At 36.6% G+C, this 25803-nt stretch carries 24 protein-coding genes; 13 read left to right on the plus strand and 11 right to left on the minus strand.

Features of this window, described 5'->3' with window-relative positions; all coding sequences use genetic code 11:
• Positions 1-110 precede the first annotated feature (110 nt).
• The 4 genes from ZPR_RS02255 (at position 111) to ZPR_RS02270 (ending at position 5887) form a co-directional block, all read left to right on the plus strand.
• A complete protein-coding gene (locus tag ZPR_RS02255) occupies positions 111-1127 on the plus strand; it encodes a ligase-associated DNA damage response exonuclease (RefSeq protein WP_013069982.1) in 1017 nt (338 codons plus the stop codon).
• Complete coding sequence (locus ZPR_RS02260) at positions 1124-2716, plus strand: ATP-dependent DNA ligase (RefSeq protein ID WP_013069983.1); 1593 nt, start codon at positions 1124-1126, stop codon at positions 2714-2716. The genes ZPR_RS02255 and ZPR_RS02260 overlap by 4 nt, the downstream gene beginning before the upstream one ends.
• 111 nt (positions 2717-2827) lie before the next feature.
• A complete protein-coding gene (locus ZPR_RS22390) occupies positions 2828-3352 on the plus strand; it encodes a hypothetical protein (RefSeq protein ID WP_049771410.1) in 525 nt (174 codons plus the stop codon).
• Positions 3353-3418: 66 nt separating this feature from the next.
• Positions 3419-5887 (plus strand): ligase-associated DNA damage response DEXH box helicase, encoded by a 2469-nt coding sequence (locus ZPR_RS02270; protein WP_013069985.1) that lies wholly within the window; start codon positions 3419-3421, stop codon positions 5885-5887.
• A 443-nt stretch (positions 5888-6330) separates the two neighbouring features.
• Here ZPR_RS02270 and ZPR_RS02275 read toward each other — a convergent pair whose 3' ends face one another.
• On the minus strand, positions 6331-6834 hold the full coding sequence (locus ZPR_RS02275) for a DUF1440 domain-containing protein (RefSeq protein ID WP_013069986.1): 504 nt from the start codon (positions 6832-6834) through the stop codon (positions 6331-6333).
• 99 nt (positions 6835-6933) lie between these two features.
• On the opposite strand from ZPR_RS02275, the gene ZPR_RS02280 reads away from it, so the two are divergent.
• Positions 6934-7719 carry an amidohydrolase gene (locus tag ZPR_RS02280; RefSeq protein ID WP_013069987.1) on the plus strand — a complete coding sequence of 262 codons (786 nt, stop codon included), beginning with the start codon at positions 6934-6936 and terminating at the stop codon, positions 7717-7719.
• Here ZPR_RS02280 and ZPR_RS02285 read toward each other — a convergent pair.
• The gene (locus ZPR_RS02285; protein ID WP_013069988.1) at positions 7711-9324 is read right to left on the minus strand and encodes an Ig-like domain-containing domain; all 1614 of its coding nucleotides are present in this window, start codon (positions 9322-9324) and stop codon (positions 7711-7713) included. The genes ZPR_RS02280 and ZPR_RS02285 overlap by 9 nt on opposite strands.
• Positions 9325-9408: 84 nt before the next feature.
• Complete coding sequence (locus tag ZPR_RS02290; RefSeq protein WP_013069989.1) at positions 9409-10026, minus strand: ComF family protein; 618 nt, start codon at positions 10024-10026, stop codon at positions 9409-9411.
• A gap of 124 nt (positions 10027-10150) precedes the next feature.
• On the opposite strand from ZPR_RS02290, the gene ZPR_RS02295 reads away from it, so the two are divergent.
• Together ZPR_RS02295 and ZPR_RS02300 are read left to right on the plus strand one after the other, a co-directional pair.
• Positions 10151-11035 (plus strand): hypothetical protein, encoded by an 885-nt coding sequence (locus ZPR_RS02295; protein WP_013069991.1) that lies wholly within the window; start codon positions 10151-10153, stop codon positions 11033-11035.
• Positions 11036-11097: 62 nt separating this feature from the next.
• The gene (locus ZPR_RS02300; protein WP_013069992.1) at positions 11098-12639 is read left to right on the plus strand and encodes a glycine--tRNA ligase; all 1542 of its coding nucleotides are present in this window, start codon (positions 11098-11100) and stop codon (positions 12637-12639) included.
• Between the two features lie 68 nt (positions 12640-12707).
• Here the strand turns inward: ZPR_RS02300 and ZPR_RS02305 are convergent, their stop codons facing one another.
• The 4 genes from ZPR_RS02305 to ZPR_RS02315 form a co-directional block, all read right to left on the minus strand.
• A complete protein-coding gene (locus tag ZPR_RS02305) occupies positions 12708-13241 on the minus strand; it encodes a ferritin (protein ID WP_013069993.1) in 534 nt (177 codons plus the stop codon).
• 78 nt (positions 13242-13319) lie between these two features.
• A complete protein-coding gene (locus ZPR_RS22810) occupies positions 13320-13625 on the minus strand; it encodes a hypothetical protein (protein ID WP_083759720.1) in 306 nt (101 codons plus the stop codon).
• Positions 13626-13666: 41 nt separating this feature from the next.
• Positions 13667-14137 (minus strand): Lrp/AsnC ligand binding domain-containing protein, encoded by a 471-nt coding sequence (locus ZPR_RS02310; protein WP_013069995.1) that lies wholly within the window; start codon positions 14135-14137, stop codon positions 13667-13669.
• A 45-nt stretch (positions 14138-14182) separates the two neighbouring features.
• A complete protein-coding gene (locus ZPR_RS02315; protein WP_013069996.1) occupies positions 14183-15556 on the minus strand; it encodes a saccharopine dehydrogenase family protein in 1374 nt (457 codons plus the stop codon).
• A 49-nt stretch (positions 15557-15605) separates the two neighbouring features.
• Here ZPR_RS02315 and ZPR_RS02320 point away from each other — a divergent pair, with 49 nt between their 5' ends.
• Positions 15606-15986 carry a DUF423 domain-containing protein gene (locus ZPR_RS02320; protein ID WP_013069997.1) on the plus strand — a complete coding sequence of 127 codons (381 nt, stop codon included), beginning with the start codon at positions 15606-15608 and terminating at the stop codon, positions 15984-15986.
• Between the two features lie 76 nt (positions 15987-16062).
• On the plus strand, positions 16063-17676 hold the full coding sequence (pckA, locus tag ZPR_RS02325; protein ID WP_041578564.1) for a phosphoenolpyruvate carboxykinase (ATP): 1614 nt from the start codon (positions 16063-16065) through the stop codon (positions 17674-17676).
• A gap of 89 nt (positions 17677-17765) precedes the next feature.
• Here the strand turns inward: pckA and ZPR_RS02330 are convergent, their stop codons facing one another.
• Positions 17766-18512 carry a uroporphyrinogen-III synthase gene (locus ZPR_RS02330; RefSeq protein WP_013069999.1) on the minus strand — a complete coding sequence of 249 codons (747 nt, stop codon included), beginning with the start codon at positions 18510-18512 and terminating at the stop codon, positions 17766-17768.
• A gap of 25 nt (positions 18513-18537) precedes the next feature.
• Entirely contained in the window at positions 18538-19197 is a 660-nt protein-coding gene (locus ZPR_RS02335; protein ID WP_013070000.1) for a DUF4271 domain-containing protein, read from the minus strand.
• Between the two features lie 101 nt (positions 19198-19298).
• Here ZPR_RS02335 and ZPR_RS02340 point away from each other — a divergent pair, with 101 nt between their 5' ends.
• The 3 genes from ZPR_RS02340 to ZPR_RS02350 are packed head-to-tail and all read left to right on the plus strand — an operon-like array spanning position 19299 to position 21915.
• On the plus strand, positions 19299-20027 hold the full coding sequence (locus tag ZPR_RS02340) for a polyprenol monophosphomannose synthase (RefSeq protein WP_013070001.1): 729 nt from the start codon (positions 19299-19301) through the stop codon (positions 20025-20027).
• Positions 20028-20029: 2 nt separating this feature from the next.
• Complete coding sequence (locus ZPR_RS02345) at positions 20030-21373, plus strand: dihydroorotase (RefSeq protein WP_041578568.1); 1344 nt, start codon at positions 20030-20032, stop codon at positions 21371-21373.
• Positions 21373-21915 (plus strand): DUF4296 domain-containing protein, encoded by a 543-nt coding sequence (locus ZPR_RS02350; RefSeq protein ID WP_013070003.1) that lies wholly within the window; start codon positions 21373-21375, stop codon positions 21913-21915. The genes ZPR_RS02345 and ZPR_RS02350 overlap by 1 nt, the downstream gene beginning before the upstream one ends.
• Here the strand turns inward: ZPR_RS02350 and ZPR_RS02355 are convergent.
• Positions 21912-22946 carry an NAD-dependent epimerase/dehydratase family protein gene (locus tag ZPR_RS02355; protein ID WP_013070004.1) on the minus strand — a complete coding sequence of 345 codons (1035 nt, stop codon included), beginning with the start codon at positions 22944-22946 and terminating at the stop codon, positions 21912-21914. The genes ZPR_RS02350 and ZPR_RS02355 overlap by 4 nt on opposite strands.
• Before the next feature lie 81 nt (positions 22947-23027).
• On the opposite strand from ZPR_RS02355, the gene tyrS reads away from it, so the two are divergent.
• Positions 23028-24323 (plus strand): tyrosine--tRNA ligase, encoded by a 1296-nt coding sequence (gene tyrS, locus ZPR_RS02360; RefSeq protein ID WP_013070005.1) that lies wholly within the window; start codon positions 23028-23030, stop codon positions 24321-24323.
• Positions 24324-24732: 409 nt separating this feature from the next.
• On the opposite strand, the gene ZPR_RS02365 is transcribed toward tyrS, so the two are convergent.
• Positions 24733-25713 carry a LuxE/PaaK family acyltransferase gene (locus ZPR_RS02365; RefSeq protein WP_013070006.1) on the minus strand — a complete coding sequence of 327 codons (981 nt, stop codon included), beginning with the start codon at positions 25711-25713 and terminating at the stop codon, positions 24733-24735.
• Positions 25714-25803: the final 90 nt, after the last annotated feature.

A 25803-nucleotide genomic window follows, 5' to 3' on the forward strand; every position in this document is an offset into this window, starting at 1 on the left:
GAAGAAATTTAAATTTAATAACATTCGCTAATCTTTTCTTAATCCCTTTTGTAGCCTTTCTATTTTGCCTAATTTCATCACAATTGCTGCTAATTCAATAAGCTTTACAAATGAAAACTCCCTTGCTGGCATTTAATGATAAAGGAATTTACTGCGCCCAGGCAGATGTTTATCTGGATCCCTGGCGGCCGGTAGATAAAGCGATTATTTCGCATGGCCATGCAGATCATTCGCGCTGGGGACACAAAAAATATATTACGCATCATAGTAACATTCCTATAATAAACCACCGGTTAGGAGAAATTAATGTAAGTGGTAAGAACTGGAATGAGACCTTTATGATCAATAATGTGCAATTTTCATTTCATCCCGCCGGGCATATTATTGGTTCAGCACAAATAAGAGTAGAATATAAAGGCGAAGTTTGGGTGTTTACCGGCGATTACAAAACTGAAGATGATGGCGTAGCTACGCCATATGAGCCTGTAAAATGTCACACCTTTATAACAGAATGTACTTTTGGTTTGCCTGCTTTTAAATGGCAACCGCAAGACGAAGTTTTCGCAGAAATAAATAACTGGTGGCAACAAAATCAGTCGGATGGAAGAACCTCCGTGATTTTTGGATATTCTTTGGGAAAAGCACAGCGATTACTGAAATATTTAGATACCTCTATCGGGAAAATTTATACCCATGGTGCGATAGAAAATATGACCGAAGTTTTGCGACCTCAACTAAAAATGCCAAAAACAACACGAATCACCCGAGATATAAAAAAAGAAGAAATTAAAGGAAATATTGTGGTAGCACCACCAAGTGCACATGGCACACCCTGGATCAAAAAAATGGTGCCTTATGTTACAGCATCGGCAAGTGGTTGGATGACTTTTCGGGGCGCAAGGAGGCGCCGGGCTATCGATCGTGGATTTGTACTTTCGGATCATTGCGACTGGCAGGGCCTTCTTTCTTCGATAAAAGAAACCGGAGCCGAAAAAATAATTTGTACGCATGGGTATACCGATATTTTTTCAAGATATCTACGTGAAATTGGTTACGATGCCCGCACCGAGCAAACGCAATATGAAGAAGAAAATGCCGAGCAAACTTCTAAACCCGAGGATGAATGAGACAGTTTGCAGAACTTATAAAAACGCTGGATAGCACAAACAAAACCACGCTAAAAGTTGAAGCATTAACAAAATACTTTAACAATGCGCCAGATCGTGATAAGGTTTGGACCATAGCCATTCTTTCTCATCGCCGTCCGCCGCGGCCGGTAAATACTACTTTAATGCGGTTATGGGCTTCAGAGATTGCGAATATTCCCTTGTGGTTATTTGAAGAGTCCTATCATATTGTGGGGGATCTGGCAGAAACGATTGCTTTGGTTATTCCTCCTTCGTCGGCATCTTCAGAAAAAAGTCTGAGTCAGTTTCTTCAGGAGATTATCGATCTAAAGCCAAAGTCTGAAGAAGAGAAAAAAGAATATTTAAAAGAGAATTGGCTCAGTTTAAATTATTACGAACGTTTTGTATTTACCAAGCTTATAACCGGAAGTTTTAGGATTGGTGTAAGTCAGAAGCTAATGACACGTGCGCTTTCTAAAGCTACCGATATCGATGAGGATATTTTAGCTTACAAGATGATGGGAGATTGGAATGCGGCAAAAACCACCTACACTAAACTGATATTAGAAGAAAATGAAGAGGATTTTTTATCGAAACCTTATCCTTTTTATCTGGCTTATGCAATAGAAGATCAACCGGAAGATCTGGGTGACGTAAACCAGTGGAGCGCCGAACATAAATGGGATGGCATACGTTCACAGGTAATTATTAGAAATAACGAATTGTTTGTTTGGAGCCGGGGGGAAGAACTGGTTACTGATAAATATCCGGAATTTGAGAAGTTTGTGGGCGTGATCCCAAATGGGACGGTGATCGACGGTGAGATTTTACCATTTCCAAAAGGCGAAATAGGGACATTTAAAGATTTACAAACCCGTATTGGTCGAAAAACCGTCTCCAAAAATTTACTTAAAAAAACACCGGTAATTTTGAAAGCTTATGATGTTTTGGAATGGCATGGAGAGGATATAAGACAAAAAGCATTTAAGGACCGCAGAGCGATTTTAGAGAAATTATATACTGAAGTGAAATCTGACGGACTTCCATTACATTTATCGTACACCATTCAGTTTAAAAGTTGGGAGGAAGCGGCAGAAGAGAGGGAACGATCCCGAGAAGTAAAATCTGAAGGCTTAATGCTGAAACGATTAGATTCACCATATCTGGTTGGCCGGAAAAAAGGCGACTGGTGGAAATGGAAGGTCGATCCGCTTACTATAGATGCGGTACTTACCTACGCTATGCGTGGTCATGGTAGGCGAAGCAATTTATTTACAGATTATACTTTTGGATTGTGGGATGAGAAAAAGGAAGAGCTGGTCACTTTTGCAAAAGCCTATAGTGGTTTAACCGATGCGGAATTCAGAAAATTAGATGCCTGGATCAAAAAAAATACATTAGAGCGTTTTGGGCCGGTAAGAAGTGTGACACCTCATCATGTTTTTGAGGTGGCTTTTGAAGGTATAGCTGAATCTAAAAGGCATAAAAGTGGGGTGGCCACCAGGTTCCCTCGAATTCTACGCTGGCGTACCGATAAAAAAATTGAAGAAGCGAATACCCTTGAAGATCTAAAGGCATTAATCCCTTGATTGGGCATAGAATTTTACAAATTTTTTAATGTCAGTTTTGAAAATTTGGTATTCAAATTGCTTAAAATCAGATGTTATTTTTAACTGATTATAAATTTAAAATGTGTAACAATGAGAACATCAATCGTAATGTTGGCATTAGCAGTTTTAGGGTTTACCGGCTGCAACGCACAGGAAAAAAAGACTGACGAGAATAGTAATTTGGGGTTAAGTACCAAAACTAACAATGAAAAGCCAAAAGGAAATTGGACGGTAAACAAAGAGTTTGATGAAAACGGTAATCTAAAAAGTTACGACTCTACCTATACCTACAGTTATGGCAGTGTAAATGGAGATACCATTACCGGTAGCAAAGAAATTAGACAGCATTTTCAGCAGCTTTTCGGTGATGATAAGATGTCTTCAGCGATGATGCAAGGTTTTTTTAACGATTCCACTTCTTTGCGGAATGATTTCTTTAGAGACGATGTAATGGGAAGTGATTTCTTTTCAACCGGCAATTTTCCGAAAGAATTTCAGCAGCAAATAAGGAAAATGGATTCTATACATCAGCAAATGCTGAAGAATAATTATCCGCAGTTGTTTACAAAAGAAGAAGAGCAAAAACTTCCTTCAAACAAGAAAACAAACATGTAAAGCATTTAAAAAAGCCTTTTTAAAGCATCTATTTATAAAGGCTTTTAATATAGATAGCAGTTTAAAATGACAAGACAGGAACTTTTGAAAATAGCCCAAAGCTGGTTTACCGAGCAGGGTTGGAAACCTTTTAAATTTCAGAAGGATACCTGGAAAGCTTACTTACAAAAGAAAAATGGACTCCTAAATGCACCTACCGGAAGCGGGAAAACTTACGCCCTTTGGGTACCTATCGTTCTAAATTACATTAAAAATAATCCCGATTATAAAACCAGGTCCAAAAAAGGATTAAAAGCAATTTGGATTACGCCATTACGCGCCCTTTCTGTAGAAATAGAACAGGCTGCAGAACGTTTTGCAAGAGGATTGGGGACGAACCTTACCGTAGGGATTAGAACTGGTGATACTTCACAAAAAGAACGGGCGGCACAAAAGAAATCGATGCCGGACTTGCTCATTACCACTCCAGAGAGTTTGCAACTGTTATTATCTTCAAAAAACTACGATAAAACCTTCGAAAACCTGGAGGCCATTGTCGTAGATGAATGGCATGAACTTCTGGGAAGCAAACGCGGTGTACAGGTAGAGCTGGCATTGTCACGATTAAAAACAGTGTCAAAAAATCTCCGGATTTGGGGAATTTCAGCGACTATAGGAAATCTTCAGCAGGCCAGGGAAGTACTGCTAGGGCCTAAATCCGAAGCGCTTCAGAATTCTGAATTGATTCGCGCCAATCTTAAGAAGAAAATAAAAGTAAAGTCCATAATCCCAGAGACAATGGAAAAATTTCCGTGGAGAGGACACATGGGATTGCATTTGCTGGATGAAGTGGTACCGATTATTAAAAGCTCAAAAACAACTTTACTTTTTACCAATACTCGTTCACAATGTGAGTTATGGTTTCAGAAGATTATTTCAAAATATCCGGAATTTGCCGGGGAATTGGCAATGCATCATGGAAGCATTAATAAAGAAACACGATTATGGGTAGAACAGGCCATTAGAAACGAAAGTTTAAAAGCAGTGGTATGTACCTCGAGTTTAGATTTGGGAGTGGATTTTGCGCCGGTAGAAACCATTATTCAGATTGGAGGACCAAAAGGGGTTGCGCGATTTTTACAACGAGCAGGACGTAGCGGTCACCAGCCAGGAAAAGAAAGTGTGATCTATTTTTTACCAACTCACGCAATCGAATTGATTGAGGCTTCTGCATTACAGAAAGCAGTTGAGAAAAAAGCGGTAGAAGATCGAATACCGTATTTGTTGAGTTTCGATGTTTTGGTACAGTATTTAACCACTTTAGCTGTTTCAAACGGATTTTTCCCAAAGGATATTTATCCGGAAATAAAATCAACCTTTTGTTTTCAGGCCATGACCGAAGATGACTGGTGTTGGCTGCTTAATTTTATTACCAAAGGCAGTCAGAGTCTGCAGGCATATGACGAATATAAAAAAGTAGAAATTGAAGAAGATGGCAGGTTTAAAGTAAATCATCGGGGTGTTGCCATGCGCCATCGCTTACAAATCGGGACCATTGTAAGTGATGCAATGCTCAGCGTAAAATACATGAAAGGTGGATATATAGGTACGATTGAGGAATGGTTTATTTCCAAATTAACTCCGGGTGATATCTTTACTTTTGCCGGTAGAAACCTTGAGTTGGTACGTATTAAAAACATGCAGGTACTTGTAAAAAAGTCGAAGAAAAAAACTGCTAAAGTTCCCAGTTGGATGGGGGGACGCATGACTTTTTCGGCACAAATGAGTGAATTATTACGGGAGGAAATGTATTTGGCGTCTGAATATGATGCTACTTCCGGTAAGTCTGAAGAACTCTCTGCTTTAACCGGGATCTTTGACCGACAAAAAAAAGAATCGGTGATTCCTAAAAGTGATGAATTTCTAATTGAAACCTTTAAAACCAGAGAAGGATATCATGCTATTTTTTATCCCTTTGAAGGCCGATTTGTACACGAAGCTTTAGGAAGTTTGCTGGCTTACCGGGTTAGTTTATTGTCGCCAATTTCATTTTCTATCGCTTTTAATGATTATGGGTTTGAATTGCTAAGCGATCAGGAAATCGATATGCAACAGGTACTGGATAATAACTTATTTTCTGCGGAATTTTTGATGGATGATCTTTATAAAAGTTTAAATGCTACCGAAATGGCGCGTAGAAAATTTCGTGATATCGCAGTAATCGCCGGACTCGTTTTTACGGGTTATCCCAACAAGCTGGTAAAAAGTAAACATTTGCAATCCAGTTCACAGCTGCTGTTTAGTGTTTTTAGGGATTACGAAGAGGATAATTTATTGTATTTACAATCTTTTAGAGAAACTTTTGAGCATCAGCTCGAAGAAGGAAGGTTGCGACAGGCTTTGGAGCGAATTAATAATCAAAAAATGATCTGGCGAAATTGTGAAAAGCCTACACCTTTTTCTTTTCCAATTATCACCGATCGATTACGTGAGAAATTATCCTCGGAAAAACTGGAAGATCGTATCCGGAAAATGATGAAAAGCCTGGATAGTTAGACACTAGATATTAGATCGCTACGCTGTTAGCATAAGAAAGTCCAGATAAAAAATTCAGGAATCAGGATAAAATTTTGAGTTTTTAATGTGGAATTTTGAATGACTGCAAACTGTATAATGTATTGTGAAAACGGACTTCTCGATACAACAAATTTCTCCATTTCATTTTCGAAATCTGTCACTCGAAGTGACATCATCTAATTTTCAGTTCAAGTGATTTTGAGGGACGAAAAATTGTATCAAAAACTAGAAAGCGCTTCGCTGTTATAAGATAGAATATGGAAAAGCGATAAGAGAGCCCAGATAAAAGGTTCAAGGATCAGGATAAAATTTTGAGTTTTTAATGTGGAATTTCGAGTGGCTGTAAACTGTAAACTTTTTTGAATATTGAATCTTTTTAAGCTGATGGCCGACTGCTGAATGCTATGTGCTGTTAGTTTAAGCTATTTTTTCAATCTTTGATTCACCTTATTTCTTACCAACTCGGTTGTGATTCCAAATAAAACATGAGCGATGAGCTCATTTGCTTGCATTTTTATGGGCACATCTGTAGGTTTATCTTTAAGACCTAAAATAGGTAAAGAGGTTTGATGAGTAGAAATCCAGGTTGAGGTTCCCATAATAATTCCTTGGGCAAGATTCAATTCATCTTTATCTTTTTTTCCATAGCCATAGGCCGCACCTGCACTGGCGCCTACTGGAAAGTTCACCAGTTGCTCAGCTAGTTCCTCGTTTTGTACACTTATGGGGGTTCCAGTGATTTTAGTGGAAAGATGATCCAAAATTTTAAGCTGTGCGCTTCGATTTTCAGCTTTTCTAACCGGTAAAAAATATTCTACCAAACCCTTTACCGCGCCACCTGCTAATCCGCCAATAGCACCGGCGATCAAACTTCGGGTAGTTTTATTATTGATTGTAGGATTGCTTTTTAAGTGTTCTAAAAACATAGATTCCAATTTATATTAAAGCTATTTAATATTGAACGCTTCTGCAATCATTTAACAATCATTTGACAGGAACTTAAAAAAATAAACTATTTTTAAAATATGAGTACACCACCAAATTTAAAAGTAGCGATTATTCAGGCCAATTTAAAATGGGAAGATGCCAACGCAAACCGAAGTTTTTTCAGTAAAGAAATAGCGGCTTTAAGCGATGCTGTAGAGCTTATTGTGTTGCCCGAGATGTTTACCACAGGTTTTAGTATGAATGCTGAAAATCTTGCCGAAAAGAAACAGGGTCAAACATTACTATGGATGCAGGAGCAGGCAAAACTGAAAAATGCAGCGATCACGGGAAGTGTAATTGTTACTGAAAATGGGCAGTTCTACAATCGCTTATTTTTTGTCTTTCCAGACGGTACGGTGCAGAAATATGATAAGCGGCATACATTTACTTTGGCTAAGGAAGATCAAACGTATACGGCAGGAACAAAGCGTTTAATTGTAAATTATAGAGGCTGGAAAATTTGTCCGCTTATTTGTTATGACCTTAGATTTCCTGTTTGGGCTAGAAACACAGAGGAGTATGATCTCTTGATTTATGTGGCCAACTGGCCTAAAAAGCGGGTTGCCGCATGGGATGCCTTATTAAAAGCAAGAGCAATTGAAAACATGAGTTTTTGTATTGGTGTAAACCGCGTAGGTGAAGATGGTGATGGATATGTTTATAATGGGCATAGCGCTGTGTACGATTGCCTTGGTGAAAATCTAACTGATCAAAATGACGAAACTGAGTTTTCTAAAGAAATTACGCTAGACAAAAATCATCTTGAAAAAACACGAGATCAGCTTAAATTTTTGCAGGATCGCGATAAGTTTAGATTAATCTAGGTAAAATTGATAAACTTCATCAAAATTGGCCCGTGTTTGTAAAGTGTCTGGATAATAGCTTATTTTTTCAGGCTTTCTACGTTCTAACCAGCTACCAGTATCCCAGTATCCATTTTGGTTTTCGTCGTAGATAATTCTTAGAAAGTAATTCCCGGGGTTTATATGTTCAAAGGTGAACTGGTTGCCTTCTTTTAAAATGTGCTGTTTTACAATCTCTCCTTTTAAAGTGGTTAACTGAACAATCATAGGATAGCTTCGAACATTTCGAAGGGACATGATAATGCTGCCATATTCAGAGAGTGGTTTGGTAGTTAATTTCTGACTTATGGTATCGTTTTGATCACCAAACAAGTCGGTTAAAGATCCCGGTAAGGCTTTAAAATAGTAAGTCCCCTCTGGTTCTTTATCGAAATAAATTTCTAACTGATTCTCTAAACCTCTAAGTTCAGAAGTAAAATTAACTTCAACAGAGTCTTTGTCTAAAATTGTGATAAGCGCATCATTTTTTTCAACCAGGGGAGTATTTGCTTTTAACAATAATGGTTGATTGTATTCTATTTTCCCAGAAGGTTCAGCTTGTATATTTAGAGAATCTCGTGCTAACTGTGCCATTCTTATATAAACGGTATCGCGCTGGCGCGGAGTAACATATTCTAAAGATACACTATCGGTTTCAATAGGATCCCTAAACCAATAATAAAGCGTATCGGTTTTAGCATCGCGCGTAATTCTGGATACCGGCGGATCCATTGGCGGATATAAAAAATTCAACTCTAAATCGTTTAAATTAGGGATGCCCTGGTAGCCAATAAGTAACTGCCTTCCTTTAAAAAGTTTGGGTCTCTTTACCTCAAAAGCCAATTCTTCCTGAAAAATAGAAATCGTATAAATACTATCGGTAGGAATGCTAATAGGATGATCTAAAAAGCCAATTTTGTCTTTTGCGGGATTAAATTTATAATTGGCGTTATCGTCTAAAATAGCGACCATCTGATATTTTCCTGCCTTTAAATTTTCCAGGTCGAAATTTACACTACTATCGCGAGTGTAAGCTACATAGCGTGGAATTTCATTGTAAACTACAGAATCGGTATAGGTGGAGTCCATCTCGTACAGAAATATCGAAACGAACTCTGGTGTTTCTTTTAAATATGCATCTTCAATAAATCCTGAAACTTCTAAAGAATCAATATAATCCCCTGTGCTGAAAACATATTTAAAATAAGGGTAAGGATTTCCTTCGTTATTATCCACGATACTTTTTCCAAAATTTATGGCGTAAGTAGTATTTTCTCTAAGGGTATCGGTAATCTCGATTTTTACATCTTTCCTGGCCTGGCCTAACGGAAGAATATTCGGCTTAGGATCCATAGGGGGAGAAATGATGATTTGTTGTTGTGGATTTTCGAGTTTAATAAACTCGTTAAAAAGAATACTAATTTCTTTAGCATCAAAGTTTGTGGTGTAATTCTCTGGGTTTGCTCTTATAAAACGCGGTGGTTCTTCGTCTATCGGGCCACCTTCAGGCATTCCTTTTTTGGCACATCTTACCACAGATGTGATTACTACAATAAAAAGAATAAAGTTGAAAAGCTTCCTGTTCATCTTTAAAAGCGCTATGATTTTTTCAGAAATTACACTTAAAATCCTTTCGCAAAGAAACGATTATTTTGAATTTAAACGCAACAATCAAATGGTAATTGCCATAGTGGCGATACTGATTTTAATTTTTTCTGATTTTCTTAAACATCCAATGCAGGCTTCTAATGTTGCGCCAGTGGTTAAAATATCGTCCACCAGCAGAATATGTTTGCCAGAAATTGCCGAAGTATCCGTAAGTTGAAAGGATTGCTCCATAAGGTTCCATCTTGATATTCGATTTTTAAAAGCTTGTTTTCTGGACGAACTTACCTTGAGAAGAAGGTCATCACGATAGTTGGCATTTAAACTTTTCGCAATTTCTTTTCCAAAACCTTCTACCTGGTTATAGCCACGCTGTTTAAGACGATTTTTGTGTAAAGGAACAGGAACAATTATGTCTACAGCATTAAATCTTGCGCTATTTTTGAGAATTTCCCCAGTCCATTCCCCTAAAAAATAGCTTATTTCAAATTGTCTCTTATATTTGAGGTTGTGAAGCAGTACCTGTACCATGTTCTTCTTGCGAAAAACGAGCAAGGCGTATGCGGCATTAATGGGAGTCCTGCCATAAAATACTTTATCGGCCTGATTTTCGTTATCAGTTAGATAATTAGTAAGTGGGAGTTGATGTAAGCAAGCGGTACAGATCACTTTTTCATGATCCACCAAGGGCCTTTCGCAGCAATTGCAGGTTTTAGGATAAAACAGATTTATGAAATCGTGAAACATTTGTTAAGTGGTTGTTGGGGAAAGCCTTAAACCTCTAAATTTATAAAATATAAAATACTTTATGATGACTGAAAAGAAGAATAATACTGCATTAAAGATTCTTATTGGTGTCTTGGCGGTGGCTCTTATTGCGCTTACGATTTATACGATAAGATTCTATAATGAAGAAAAAGAAAATAAAGCGATTCTTCAAAAAGAAAAAACTGCCATAGAGAATGAGCTTAACGAGCTTATTGTTAAATACGATGAAGCTATTGATGAGAACGAAATCATGGATCAAAACCTGGTTGATGCCAGAGAACGTATTAATCGCTTATTAGATTCGGTTCAGGATTACGAGGCAAATTTGGTGTTGATTACGAGATATCGAAGAGAAATAAGCAATCTTAAGGCTGAAAAAGAAAGGCTGTTTAGGGTAGTAGATAGCTTAAGCCAGCAAAACCAAAGAATGGCAATGACCATTGATAGCACTCAAACAGAGCTTTCTGAAAAAACAAGATTGTCTGATTCTTTACAATCGTCTAATCAAAGCCTTGCTAATAAAGTGAATAAGGCCTCGCAACTTAAAATCACTGGTTTACGTGGGGAAGGTGTAATTGTAAGAAATAGCGGTAAAATTGTAGAAAATGATCGAACAAGGAGAATAGACCAGATACAGACCTGTTTTACCATAACCGCAAATGACCTTAGTGAAGCCGGAGAAAAGAATCTTTATGTACAGGTGTATAATCCAGAAAATGAACTGGTGGGAGATAAAATAGCAGTAGAACATGATGGCGGTGTGATGGTATACAGTGCGCAGAGTACAGTATATTATGAAAATGATGAACTAGATGTTTGTATACTGGCCAATACAGATAAAGAGAAACTATTGGAAGGCAATTATAAAGTGTATGTTTATAACGATGCGACACTAATTGGCACAGCTTCTTTTAGTTTAAGATAAGAAACTCAAAATTTTAAAGACCGCCATGAGTTAAATCATGGCGGTTTTTTTATTTTTGCTGTATGGCAAAACAAGAAGATTCATTTAAAAACGTGATATCCCATGCTAAGGAGTATGGGTATATTTTTGCGTCTAGTGAAATATATGACGGATTAAGCGCGGTTTATGACTATGGTCAAAACGGTGCGGAATTAAAGAAAAACATCAAGGAATACTGGTGGAAAAGTATGGTGCAATTGCATCAAAATATTGTGGGAATTGATGCCGCAATATTAATGCATCCTACCACCTGGAAAGCTTCCGGTCACGTAGATGCCTTTAATGATCCGCTAATCGACAATAAAGATTCTAAGAAGCGTTATCGGGCAGATGTTTTGGTTGAAGATTATGCTGAAAAAATCAACCAAAAAGCACAGAAGGAGATAGAAAAAGCGAGAAAACGTTTTGGAGAAGCTTTTGATGAAGAGCAATTTATAGCGACTAACCCGAGAGTACAGCGATATAAAGCTGAAGAGAAGGAGATTCTGGAACGTTTGGCAAAGTCTTTAACAGAAGAAAATTTGGCTGATGTAAAGGCGCTAATTGAAGAGTTGGGAATTGCCTGCCCTGAGAGTGGTTCTAAGAACTGGACAGATGTTAAGCAGTTTAACTTAATGTTCGGAACAAAGCTCGGAGCTTCTGCCGATAGTGCAACCGATCTTTATTTAAGGCCTGAAACAGCACAGGGGATTTTTGTGAACTTTGCGAATGTTCAAAAAACCGGAAGAATGAAAATCCCTTTTGGGATTGCACAAATTGGTAAAGCGTTTAGGAATGAAATTGTGGCGAGACAGTTTATCTTCCGTCAACGTGAGTTTGAGCAAATGGAAATGCAATTTTTTGTACGTCCCGGGGAGGAACTCAGCTGGTTTGAAAAATGGAAAGAAACGCGCCAAAAATGGCATGCTTCTTTAGGACTTGGTGATGAAAAATATCGTTTCCACGATCACGAAAAGTTGGCACATTATGCTAATGCAGCTACAGATATTGAGTTCGACTTTCCTTTTGGATTTAAAGAATTGGAAGGGATTCATTCCCGTACCGATTTCGATTTAAAAGCACATGAGGAACATTCCGGTAAGAAACTTCGTTTTTATGATCCTGAAATGGGAGAAAATTATGTGCCTTACGTGATAGAAACTTCTATTGGTTTAGATCGTATGTTCTTAGCAGTATTTTCGGCTTCATTACAGGAAGAAGATCTTGGGGATGGAAAATCCAGAACGGTACTTAAATTGCCAGCGGTTTTAGCGCCAACAAAAGCGGCAATCTTACCGTTGGTGAAAAAGGACGGTTTGCCGGAACTAGCTCAGGAAATTGTAGAAGAACTGAAATGGGATTTTAGAGTGCAATATGATGAGAAAGATGCGGTTGGTAGACGTTATCGTCGCCAGGATGCTGCCGGCACACCTTTATGTATTACGGTAGATCACGATTCTTTAGAAGATAAAACAGTTACTGTTCGTTATCGTGATACGATGGAACAAAAACGAGTGCCGATTTCAGAATTAGCCTCAATCATCGATCAGGAAGTTAATTTTAAATACTGGCTTAAAAAGGCTTAGTATTTTTAAATTTGATATAAAAAAAAGGCTGCAATCGCAGCCTTTTAATCTTTTATACCTTAATAGAATTAAGCAGGATTTGCTTCTTCCCGAATTTCCTTAATGCGTTCATCCAGAAAGCGAAGCCCAACATTTTCAGTATTTATTAAGTCGAATAACTCTAACGCTCTGCGCATAGTTTGTTCTTCTTCCATTTGCTCTTTCACATACCACTGTAAAAAGTTCTCAGTAGTAAGGTCACGTTTATTGCGGCATTCATAAATAATGTTATGAATACTTTTAGTAATGGCGATTTCCTGATCCAGGGCGGTTTCAAATATCTCTTCCAAAGATGCAAAATCATGATTGATATTGCTAACCTCAGGAGAATATGCCGTTCCACCATTATCATTAATAAAGTGGAATATTTTCATCATATGTTCGCGTTCTTCCGCAGATTGCTCGTAGAAGAATTCAGCGCTGTAAACCAGTCCATTGTGATCACACCAGGAGGCCATTGCAAGATACGCAGCAGAAGATTGAGCTTCCTGCTTAATTTGTTTATTTAATAAATCTAAAATATCTACATGGATAAGTAGATTTTGTCTTACAAGGTCTTTCATAGAATTCGATTTTGTACAAAATTACCTAAAAAAGAAGTAAGTCCCTAAGAATGAGATCAATTTAGAAGTAGTCTAAACCTAAGCAATAACCGAGTTGATTTCCATCATGGCAAAGGTGCCGTTAAGGAGTTCTAACAGGTCGAGTATTTCTAAAGTATTGAATATAAATAAGTGTTCACGATTGCAAAGGCTTAGGATCTCTAAACCATGTACGTTGTTACCGTTTAAATGTTGCTCGATGTCAATGGACTTTAATCTATGACGAAAAGCCAGCAATTGGCAAAAAGAAAACTTTACCGTTTTATGACCAAAATCGATATAGAATCTTCGGCTATTGTCGCACTGGCTGGCAGCGAAATATTTTGACGTATAAATCGTGTTCATTTGTCGCCAAAATTAATTTTAATTTAGAATAAATCCAAATATCAAATCTTAATTTGTCGATTTATTTGCTGATTTAAGGAAATAAAGGTCTCCGTTCTGGATACCCCTTCAATTCCCTGGATATTTTTATTTAATACTTTCATTAAGTGTTCATTGTCCTTACAAAGTACTTTTACGAATATCGACCAGTTTCCGGTGGTGTAGTGACATTCAATAACTTCTGGGATCTCTTTAAGTTTATTTACAGCAAGCGGGTTACTAACCGCTTTGTCCAGATAAACCCCTACAAATGCCATGGTCTTGTAACCTAATAGCCGAGGGTCTATAATTAATCGGGAGCCTTCAATTAATCCGGATTTTTCTAACTTTCGTAATCTTTGGTGGACAGCAGCTCCTGTAATTCCTATATTCTTAGCGATTTCTAAAATAGGTCTTTTCGCGTCCTCCATAAGGAAATTAAGGATAGTTTTATCGATACCATCGATAACAACATTTTGGTCTATAATCTTCATTTGGTTGTAGTTATAAAGCTAAAATAGGAAAAAAGATTTCATTTCCTAATTGCTTACCCCACCTATGGCATTATATCCTAAATAGTTTGTTTGTTTTTCTTTAAAAATGATACCATTTTCTTGAAGTTCTTCTAAAATTGGTTGGTAAACCTCCTTCGAAATTGGTAAATGTACACCTGGGGTGTTGATTTCTTTTTTTAGAATTTTTCTTGCAGCAATACCAACTGGCAAGCCTACGGTTTTTGCCATTGCGGTTTCAGTTTGATCTTTACCAATGCACACCATGGTGGAATCTATTTGTTTTTTTTCGCCGTTTAATTGATACCCAAACTTATGATACATTACGATCATATCTTTATCTTCTGAGGAAAGAAGCCATTTTTCTTCCAGTATCTTTTGTAGTGCCTGGGCAGGAGTGGCGGATTCTATGCCTATGGTTTTATGGTTATTAAACAGGTCTAGTTCCAACAATTTCTCCCACATAATATCATCCTGATCTATTTTTAAGTTATGGCGTAATTTTAATTCTACCGAATCTGTAGGGGAATAAGGTAAAAAAGAGTTTACAAATTCGCGATAGGTCATGTTTTCTGAATCTTCCATGGTAAAACTATCATCGGTCATCCCAAGTTGCACGAACATATTCCAGGCCCGGCTATATCCCACCCGGCGCACGGTGCCCCTATATAAAGTTAAAATGTCATGAAGCCCATAAGCTTCCCTGTAATCTAGCGAATTTCGATTAGCATAGGCTTCAAACCTGCCATAACCTTCGATGTCCAGAAACTCTGTTCTTCTAAATAATCGATGATAAGGGATATATTTATATTTCCCTTCCTGAATAAATTTAGCAACGCCACCCTGTCCGGCAACAACTACATTCCTGGGATTCCAGGTAAACTTATAATTCCATAAATTATTATCACTTTCAGGAGCTACTAGTCCGCCACAAAAAGATTCGAACATCAGCATTTGTCCACCGGCATTTCTAATGCGATCAATAACCTGCATGGCGCTCATATGATCAATCCCAGGGTCTACGCCAATCTCATTCATAAAAATGAGGCCAGCTTCTTTAACTTCAGTAGCCAAGGCTTTCATTTCTTTACTAATATAAGAAGCAGTGACCAGATTTTTTTTCAGTTTAAGACATGTTTTTGCAATTTTTATATGGAATCTGGCCGGTAGCATGGAAATTACAATATCCATAGCAGCGATATGTTTTTCGCGATGTTCAGAATTAAAAATATCGAAACTAATAGCAGTGCAATTTTCGTGATTTTTAATTGCTCTTTTTGCTAGGGATAGCTCTTTGTCAGCAACGCAAATGGTAAAGTTTTCTTCGGAAGACTTTTCAGATAAATATCGAATAAGTACAGCGGTAGATTTTCCCGCGCCAATTATCAGGATTTGTTGCATAATTAAAGTATTTTTGTGTAAGGCTAACTAAGGTATAAAAACTTGTAGTATGACGCGGAAATTTTTGGTAGCAGGAGGAATATTTGGTCTTTTTGGGGTAATTCTTGGAGCTTTTGGAGCTCATGGATTAAAGAATGTCTTAGATGCAGACACCTTAACCTCTTTTGAAACCGGTGTACGCTACCAAATTTACCATGCACTTTTATTAATTGGTTTGGCTAATTTTACGAAGCTCCAAAACAACCTTCTTTTTTGGTTTTTTACCATAGGTAGTATTTTTTTTAGCGGTTCCATTTATCTACTTAGCTTAGATGAGTTGGCCGGCTTGGATTTTAGTAGCATTGCTTTGGTCACCCCACTTGGAGGAGCGCTTTTAATTGTAGGTTGGACACTTCTTATATTTAAATCGCTTAGGTTAAATTATGAATAATAAAAGAGTTTATCGCTAGTTCTTTTATTTAAGATTTTTAAATTTGCTATAATAAAACCACACAAACACATTAATTATGGATTTAAACAACATAATTACGAAAACGATTTCGTTAAATCGTTATAACATTAAAAATGCTATTATAAATTACCAAATGTATCCTGATGAGCTTCAAGAGGAAACACTCAAGCATAATTTGGGAAGGGAAACCAGAGAAGGGGTGCTTGCCATTAACACTGGTAAGTTTACAGGTAGATCTCCACAGGATCGTTTTATTGTAAAAGATGAGGTCACTAAAGATCGAGTTTGGTGGGGAGCTATTAATATTCCCTTTGATTCCTCAAAATTTGATAAACTGTACGATAAAGTTGCAGATTATCTTTCTGATAAAGAGCTATATGTTCGAGATGCATATGCTTGCGCACATCAGGATTATAAATTAAATATCAGGGTTATTAATGAATATCCATGGTCTAACATGTTTGTCTATAATATGTTTTTACGACCAACAGAAGAAGAATTGCCAGGTTTTAAAGAAGACTGGTTGGTTGTTAATGCTCCCGGTTTTAAAGCTGATCCTGAAAAGGATGGTACCCGGCAGGAAAATTTTGCTGTTTTGAATTTTAGTAAAAAAATTGCTTTAATTGGTGGCACCGGCTATACCGGTGAAATTAAGAAAGGAATTTTTTCAGCCTTAAATTTAATATTACCTATTTATCAGGATACCTTACCTATGCATTGCTCTGCAAACGTAGGGGAGAATGGGGATACTGCAATATTTTTTGGTTTATCGGGCACTGGTAAAACAACACTCTCGGCAGATCCTAACCGAAAGTTAATTGGGGATGACGAGCACGGATGGACTGCCGATAATAAGATTTTTAACTTTGAAGGTGGCTGCTATGCAAAAGTGATTAATTTATCTAAAGAAAATGAGCCTGATATTTTTAATGCTATAAAACCAGGTGCAATTTTAGAGAATATCGTCTTTAAAAACGGAGAGGTAGATTATGATGATTCGAGTATTACCCAAAATACCAGGGTAAGTTACCCTATAAATCACATTCCATATATTCAAAAGCCCTCGGTAGCGGGAAATCCTAAAAATATTTTCTTTTTAACGGCAGATGCCTTTGGTGTCTTACCTCCCGTAAGTAAATTAAATCCCGCCCAGGCAGCTTATCATTTTATTAGTGGTTATACGGCAAAGGTGGCAGGTACCGAAGAAGGTATTAAAGAGCCACAACCCAGTTTTTCAGCCTGTTTTGGTGCGCCATTTATGCCATTGCACCCAACGCTTTATGCTGAAATGTTAAGCCGAAAAATGAAGGAAGCCAATGTAAATGTATGGTTGGTAAATACCGGATGGACCGGTGGTCCATATGGGACAGGGCAGCGAATGAAACTGAAGTATACCCGGGCAATGATCAATGCCGCGTTATCTGGAAACCTGAATAAGGTAAGCTATGAAACCCATGAAATTTTCGGAATTAAAATGCCAACAGTATGTCCAGATGTACCTACTGAAGTTTTAAATCCTAAAAGCACCTGGAAGGATAAAGAAGCTTACGATGTAAAAGCTAAAGAACTAGCTAACACTTTTAGAAGAAATTTCTCTCAGTTTAAGGACTATGCTAGTCAGGAAATACTGGAGGGTGGACCGCTCTCTTTAGAGTATAATGCCTCCTAGTATAATTATTTGTTAATGTTGTTTAAATGAAGAAAACCGGTGTTTAATAAGCAAAGCACCGGTTTTCGAATTTTAATAGAAGGTAATTTTTATTTCTTATTAGCTTCAGCAATATATTTATTAAGAGCCATTGTCATTGATGGTGTTTCTGAAGTTGGCGCTTTAATATTCACGGTTAGCCCGTGTTCTTTTGCAGCTTTAATTGTCGTATTTCCAAAAACAGCAATTCTTGTATCGTTTTGTTTGAAATCTGGAAAGTTTTCAAATAAAGATTTAATGCCACTTGGGCTAAAAAATACCAAAATATCATAAGTTACATCACTAAGATGCGACAAATCACTTACTACAGTTTTGTAAAATACGGCCTGCTTCCATTGTACGCCAAGTTTATCTAGGGTTTTAGGAATTACAGGTTTTAACATGTCTGAAGATGGTAATAAAAATTTCTCATTCTTATACTTTTTGATAAGCGGAGAAAGTTCTGCAAAGGTACGTTTACCTACGTAGATTTTTCGTTTTCTGTAGACTACGTATTTTTGCAGATAATAAGCCACTGCTTCACTAAGGCAAAAATACTTTAGGGAATCAGGTACTTTAAAACGCATTTCTTCAGCTACCCGAAAAAAGTGATCTACTGCGTTTCTGCTGGTCAGGATTATAGCGGTATGTTTTGAAAGATCTACTTTTTGTTGTCTAACTTCTTTTGAAGAAACGCCTTCTACATGAATAAAAGGGATGAAATCAACTTTAACCTTTTGCTTTTCCTCCAATTCGAAATATGGAGAGTTTTCTACTTTAGGTTCAGGTTGAGAAACCAAAATTGTTTTCACTTTCATATATCAATATTCTTTATCTGATCGTTTAATACACTGTAATAAGCTTATATAAAATAAAGTACGGTGCAATTTCAAGAGCGCAAAGGTACAAAATAAAATAAAACCAGTTAGCGCTAATTAACTTTTGATATTGTCTAAAGATGTTAAATATCCCTGTTAAATTGGCGAAAAGGATAAAACTTACAATCCCATATACCCATAAATCGCTAATAGTAAAGGTATATATCAATAAAAGTGTGAAAGGGAATACCATTATGGCGATATAATTACGATAGCTTAATTTCTGAAATAAATAGATATCTACTATTTTATCCATATTAAAGATATTAGAGATTATTTTTTCGACCCCAAATTTTAAGAGGATAAAACAGACATAGGCGGTAAAAATCCTGATATAAATAAAAACATAGTTGGTGGGGCTTGGGTTGGTGTAATATTTATAAAACCAGAACAATAAAACCGATACAGAAAGTGCGTTTACAGTAAAGAGGATTATGTTAAATCCATGAAAAGCATTGTTCTCTTTTCCTTTAAACAGCATAAATTTGTTAGAGCTTAGGATAGAAAGAAATTCGGTAAAGCGATTAGGGTATAAATTTCTAACCAGTACAATTAATATAAAACAGATTAGGAATATGATTGTGATCCAGTCTAAAGGTTCGGTATAAAGTTCTATTGCCTGCACAATTATTTTTTTGCAAATTTAAAGGAATGTGATAAAAACTAAGCTTAAAAACAAAAGAAAGCATTGTTTAAAATTCCTACATTTGTGCAAAATTTTCGGGAATGGTTCATGGGCTAATTATTATACCCACTTTTAATGAAATAGAAAATATAGAGCGGCTGATAAGAAATATTTTTTCACAACGGCGTAATTTTCATATTTTGGTGGTAGATGATAATTCGCCAGATGGCACTGCTACGAGGGTAAGAACCTTGCAGGCTGAGTTTCCTGAACAACTTTTTCTTGAAGAACGTAAGGAAAAAACAGGTTTAGGAACTGCATATATACATGGCTTTAAGTGGGCGTTAAAACGAGAGTACGATTATATTTTCGAAATGGATGCTGATTTTTCCCATAATCCCAATGATCTTTCAAGATTATACAACGCTTGTAGACGCGAAGGTGCAGATTTGGCTATAGGTTCGCGATATGTTACCGGAGTAAATGTGATTAACTGGCCTATGAATCGTGTATTAATGTCTTGGTTAGCCTCTAAATATGTGCAAGCTATTACAGGTATGGATATTCATGATACTACGGCAGGTTATGTTTGTTATAAAAGAGAAGTTTTAGAACGTATAAAACTGGATAAGATACAGTTTGTTGGATATGCGTTTCAGATAGAGATGAAGTTTAAAGCGCATCTTTTAGGGTTTAAAATAACCGAAGTCCCCGTTATTTTTACCGACAGAACCAGGGGAACCTCCAAAATGAGCGGCTCGATAATTTACGAAGCTGTTTTTGGAGTAATAAAAATGAAAGTAAAAAGTCTGTTTAACAGAATAAAGTAGTGATGAAAAAAGTCCTGATTAAAAACGCCAAAATAGTAAATGAAGGAAAGATTACTGAAGGTGATGTTTTTATAGAAGATGGAATTATTAAAGAGATATCCGAGTCGATAAGTGCAAAATCTCCAGACGTTCAGATTTTTGATGCTGAAGGAACACATCTTTTACCTGGGATTATCGACGATCAGGTGCATTTTAGAGAACCCGGTTTGACTCATAAAGAAGATATCGAAATGGGGAGCAGGGCAGCTGTTGCCGGTGGGATTACTTCTTTTATTGAGATGCCAAATACACTACCACAAACTACGACAATAGAGGAGTTGGAAAAAAAGTTTCAGTTGGCTGCAGAAAAATCCTATGCTAACTATTCTTTTATGTTTGGCGGAACTAACGATAACCTTGAAGAAATTTTAAAAGTAGACCCTAAAAAGACAGCTGCATTAAAGTTGTTTTTAGGTTCTTCTACGGGGAATATGCTGGTAGATGATCAAAAGGTTTTAGAGGAAATATTTTCTAAATCTCCTTTGTTGATTGCAGTTCACTGTGAAGATGAAACAACTATTCAAAATAATTTAAAAGAATGTGTTGAACGGTATGGAGAGGACATTCCTATCGAACTCCATCCAAAGATAAGAAGTGAAGAAGCGTGTTATAAATCTTCCTCAAATGCCGTAAAATTAGCAAAGAAAACAGGAGCGAGATTACACGTTTTCCATGTTTCAACTGCCAAAGAATTAGAACTTTTTAGTAATAAAAAGCCACTAAAAGATAAGAAAATTACAGCAGAAGTTTGCATACACCACTTATGGTTTAATGATCACGATTATAAACAAAAAGGGACTTTTATAAAGTGGAACCCCGCGGTGAAATCTGAAAAAGATCAGGAAGCTTTAATGAAAGCGTTAAGCGATGATATTCTGGATGTTGTGGCTACAGATCACGCGCCACATACCAAGCAGGAAAAACAAAACCCTTATACTAAGGCTCCAAGTGGTGGCCCTTTAGTACAGCATGCTTTACCTGCGATGTTGCAATTTTATCACAAAGAGAAAATTTCTTTAGAGAAAATTGTAGAAAAAATGTGTCATAATCCTGCAATTTTATTTGATATAAAGGATCGCGGTTATATTCGTGTAGGCTATAAAGCAGATCTGGTACTCGTAGATTTAAATGCACCCTGGCAAGTAAAATCTGATAATATTTTATACAAATGCGGGTGGTCTCCTTTTGAAGGGGTAACTTTTAAATCCAGGATTACCCACACCTTTGTAAATGGTCGTTTGGTATATAAAAACTTTAAGCATCAGCCTTTTGCTAAAGTAGCACAGCAACTGGAATTTGATAGATAATGAGATTGATTAAATACGCTGTTGTTTTTATCTTTTTTATAGGGCTTTCCTGCCAGGATGTTAACTATATGGATAAGCCTAAAAATCTTATTTCAGAAGATAAGATGGTCGATATACTAACCGAAATGTCTTTAGTAAATGCTGCCAGAAATTATAATAAGATTTTACTGGAGCAAACCGGAATAAAACCAGATCAGTACATTTACGATAAATTTGGGATAGATAGCGTACAGTTTGAAAAAAGCAATGCGTATTACACTGAAAAATATGATGACTACGAGCGGATTTTTGATAAAGTAAAAGACTCGCTACAGTCTTTAAAGACCCATTTTGATGAATTGGTAGAAGAAGAAAAACGAGTACAGGATTCTATCAATAAAGTAAGAAGAGAGAAAAATCGTCCTGAATTTAAAAAGGAAATCGATTCGGTTGAAGTAGATACTACTAAGGTCGATACTGTTTTAACAGAAGCCGACCGAACTAATAATAGATTAGATAGTTTACAGAACAATCAAGGACCTTTATCAAGAGAAGCGAATTAATTTTTAATCGTCTCTTTTTTCTCCTGATCTTTAAGAAAATACTTTCCTGTTTCTGCGATTACATTGTGCATTGGGGTGAATTTGAAATTTATCTCTTTTTTAATTTTCGTGTTATCGAAGGTCGATTTTTGGAAAATTCCTGAAATATCACTTTTGGTGATATTGCGATTATAGCCAAACAATGACGCTGTTTTTTGTACAAACCAGCCTATAGAAATCATCCACTTTTTAAGTGGTTTTTCCGGTTTCGGCCTATTAATGCTTAAAGCGGTAAATTCCAGAACTTTTTTAAAACTAAGATTTTCAGCAACCAGGATATATCTTTCGTTATAAATTTCAGAAGACATTAATTTTAACATGGCAGTTACTACGTCTTTTACGCCCACAAAACCAGTGATTTTCGGAAAGTGATAATTTAATCCGTTTTGGATTCGTGTAAATAATTGTCCGCTTCCTTTTTGCCAAAATCCCGGGCCAATAATTACTCCCGGGTTTACAATAATTACTTTTACACCTTCTTGGGAAGCGCGCCAAACTTCAATCTCAGCACCATATTTAGAGATGGCGTAATCGCTATTATTTGCTTCGGGATTCCATTGGGTGTTTTCTGTGGTAGAATCAGATTTAATAGGTTTGCCTAAACTTGCAATGCTGCTTACATAGCATAGTTTATCAATTTTTGTAGCAATACACAGGTTCACGATATTTGCGGTGCCTTCAATATTGATTTTTCGAAGTGCTTTTTCATCTTTAGGCTTAAAGGAAACTAAAGCAGCACAATGGTAAACCTTGGTAATGCCTTTAAATGCTGTCGTTAACCGAGGAATATCAGTAAGGTCTGCAACAACCCATTCAATTTTTTTGAAAAGGCGTTCAGCTTCCTCTTTGTGATGATAATATAAAAAGACCTCAAGTGTCTTATAAAGATCACTTTTGGGGCGATAAATCGCTCTAATCTGATGTTTTTCTTCTGCCAGTTTTAAAAGCAAATGAGCGCCTACTAAACCGGTACCGCCTGTAACTAAAATCATGTGGTAAATATAGCTAAAGCACTTAGGAAAAATAAGAGTAAATGGTATCTTTACAACTGTTTTAAGAACAAATTGTTAATTATGAACAAAAATTTTGTTGAAGAGCTTACCTGGCGCGGAATGATTCACGATGTGATGCCGGGCACAGAAGAACATCTAAACGAGCAAATGCGTGCTGCCTATGTTGGTATCGACCCAACAGCAGACTCTTTACATATTGGTCACCTGGTAGGAGTAATGATGCTTCGGCATTTCCAGTTAGCAGGACATAAACCTTATGCCCTGGTTGGTGGTGCAACGGGAATGATTGGGGATCCTTCGGGGAAATCTGCGGAACGTAATCTCTTAGATGAAGCGACTCTAAGGCATAATCAAAATTCGATTAAAGAGCAACTTTCAAGGTTTTTGGATTTTGAAGGAGCTGAAGAAAATACTGCAGTATTAGTAAATAACTACGACTGGATGAAGGAGTTTTCTTTTCTTGATTTTATTCGCGATGTAGGTAAGCATATCACCGTAAATTATATGATGGCCAAAGATTCGGTTAAAAAACGTTTATCTTCAGACGCGTCTGAAGGGATGTCTTTTACTGAATTTACCTACCAGTTAGTACAGGGATACGATTTTCTTCATTTATTTAGAGAACACCAGTGTACCTTGCAAATGGGAGGTAGTGACCAGTGGGGAAATATTACTACCGGGACTGAAATGATTCGTAGAATAGGGGATGGAAAAGGATATGCGCTTACCTGCCCATTAATTACAAAGGCCGACGGTACAAAATTTGGTAAAACCGAAGGAGGAAATATCTGGTTGGATGCCAATAGAACGTCGCCTTATAAATTCTACCAGTACTGGTTAAATACCAGCGATGCTGATGCAGAGAAATACATCAAAATCTTTACTTTTTTAAGTAAAGAAGAAATAGAAGATTTAACCTCAAAACATCAGGAAGCGCCACATTTAAGAGAACTTCAAAAAGTTTTGGCGAAGGAAGTTACCGTAATGGTACACTCTGAAGAAGATTATAATAATGCGGTAAAAGCTTCTGAAGTTTTGTTTGGAAAAAGCACTGCTGAAGATTTAAAATCTTTAAACGAAGCCACTTTTTTAGATGTTTTTGAAGGAGTGCCGCAAGCTGAAGTTTCCAGAGCCGAGGTTGAAGCCGGTTTAGATATGATTGGAGCTCTAGCTGCGAAAACCGATTTTTTAAAATCTAATGGTGAAGCCAGGAGAGCTTTAAAAGAAAATTCGGTTTCGGTAAATAAGGAGAAAGTGCAAGAGGATTACACCATTAGCCTTGATGATCTTATTAACGATAAGTATGTAATCATTAATAAGGGTAAAAAGAATACCTATATATTAGTGGTTGTTTAAATCCCTTATTGTAGGTTGTTATGTTGTAATAGGTTTGTTCCGAAACTTTTAAAACTTCTATCCCTACTTTTTGGTTACCGCAAGGTTATAGACTAAAAATCCCCTCTTGAACTGTTCAAGAGGGGATTCAACTAACTAACCAATCTAATATGAAAAATTTCACTTAGCCACAGAATAAATTTTGACTTCTTCCTATTCTGCTGAAATGTAGTCGGTTATTTTTCAAGATGCTTACAGGTTTTTGGATAAAAATAACATTTGTTTAGAGGCTACTATTTTCTGGATTATGCTTTAATACTTACCAACCGCTTGATCAGGTTTAATATTTTTTATTGTTTTTGGAAATTTTAAAATATCTTACAATTTGTATTTTTCTGATTTTTCCTGAGAATTCTGCTTATTATAGAGTTTACAAAACCATAAGGTTACAACCACGGATGTCGCTATTATCGAATCTTCCTAAGATTTCTATAGTATCATTTTTATTTATTTTCCCTAAATCCTGAGTAGCGATAAATGAACATGAGTTAATATTGGCAAGATCGATTACATTTATTCCGCCGGTTTTTCCTTTTTTTACAGGAGAAAAAGCGTCTTCAGGATCTCTAATTAAGATTTTCATCCAGGGTGGGCAGTCAAAAACTCCATTTCCTTTGGAATAAGCCTGCGAGAGTAACTCGGTCATCCCGTATTCGCTATGAATAGCAGAAACTCCAAAGCCTTTAGAGAGTATGCTATGCAGCTCTTCCCTAATCATTTCTTTACGGCGGCCTTTCATTCCGCCGGTTTCCATGATAATGGTGTTTTCTAGTTGAAACTGATGATTTTCAACTAGGTCTAATAATGCAAATGATACACCAATTAAAAGTATTTTCTTACCATCTTTATCTAGCTGAATAAGCTTATTTTTCAGTGTATCAAGATTATCTAAATAAAAGCCACTTTCACTTTGATTGCTTTTTTTAATTAGATGTTCTACCATATAAATAAGAGAAGAACCTTCGCGTTCTAAATAGGATGGAAGAAGCGCTAAAATGGTTAAATCTTCAGCTGGCCCGTAAAATTTTTGAAATGCCTTGTTGAAGCTATCCTCATAAATCTCCAAATTGGTGACTATATGTTTACTTGTGGTGCTTCCGGTGGTTCCGCTACTGGTAAAAGTAATTTCTGCAGGTTTATTATCAGAAAGTATTTGGTGACTCTTAAAAAATTGGATGGGAAGAAATGGAATATCAGCTAAGCTACGGACATTGTCGGGTGATTTATGTAATAACTTGCAAAAGTGTTGATAAACGTGATTATTTTGATATTGATATTGGAAGATTTCAAGACTGATTTTTAGAAAATCAGCTTTAGATTGGATATCAAAAATTTTGCTGTGCTGTATCATTTGCAATTTTTACTCAATAATCGAGATTAAATGCTCCGAGACTTATCTCGAAATAAAAAACAATTGTCTAATAAATACCCATGGGCTTAC

The organism is Zunongwangia profunda SM-A87 (assembly GCF_000023465.1).
Classification (GTDB): domain Bacteria; phylum Bacteroidota; class Bacteroidia; order Flavobacteriales; family Flavobacteriaceae; genus Zunongwangia; species Zunongwangia profunda.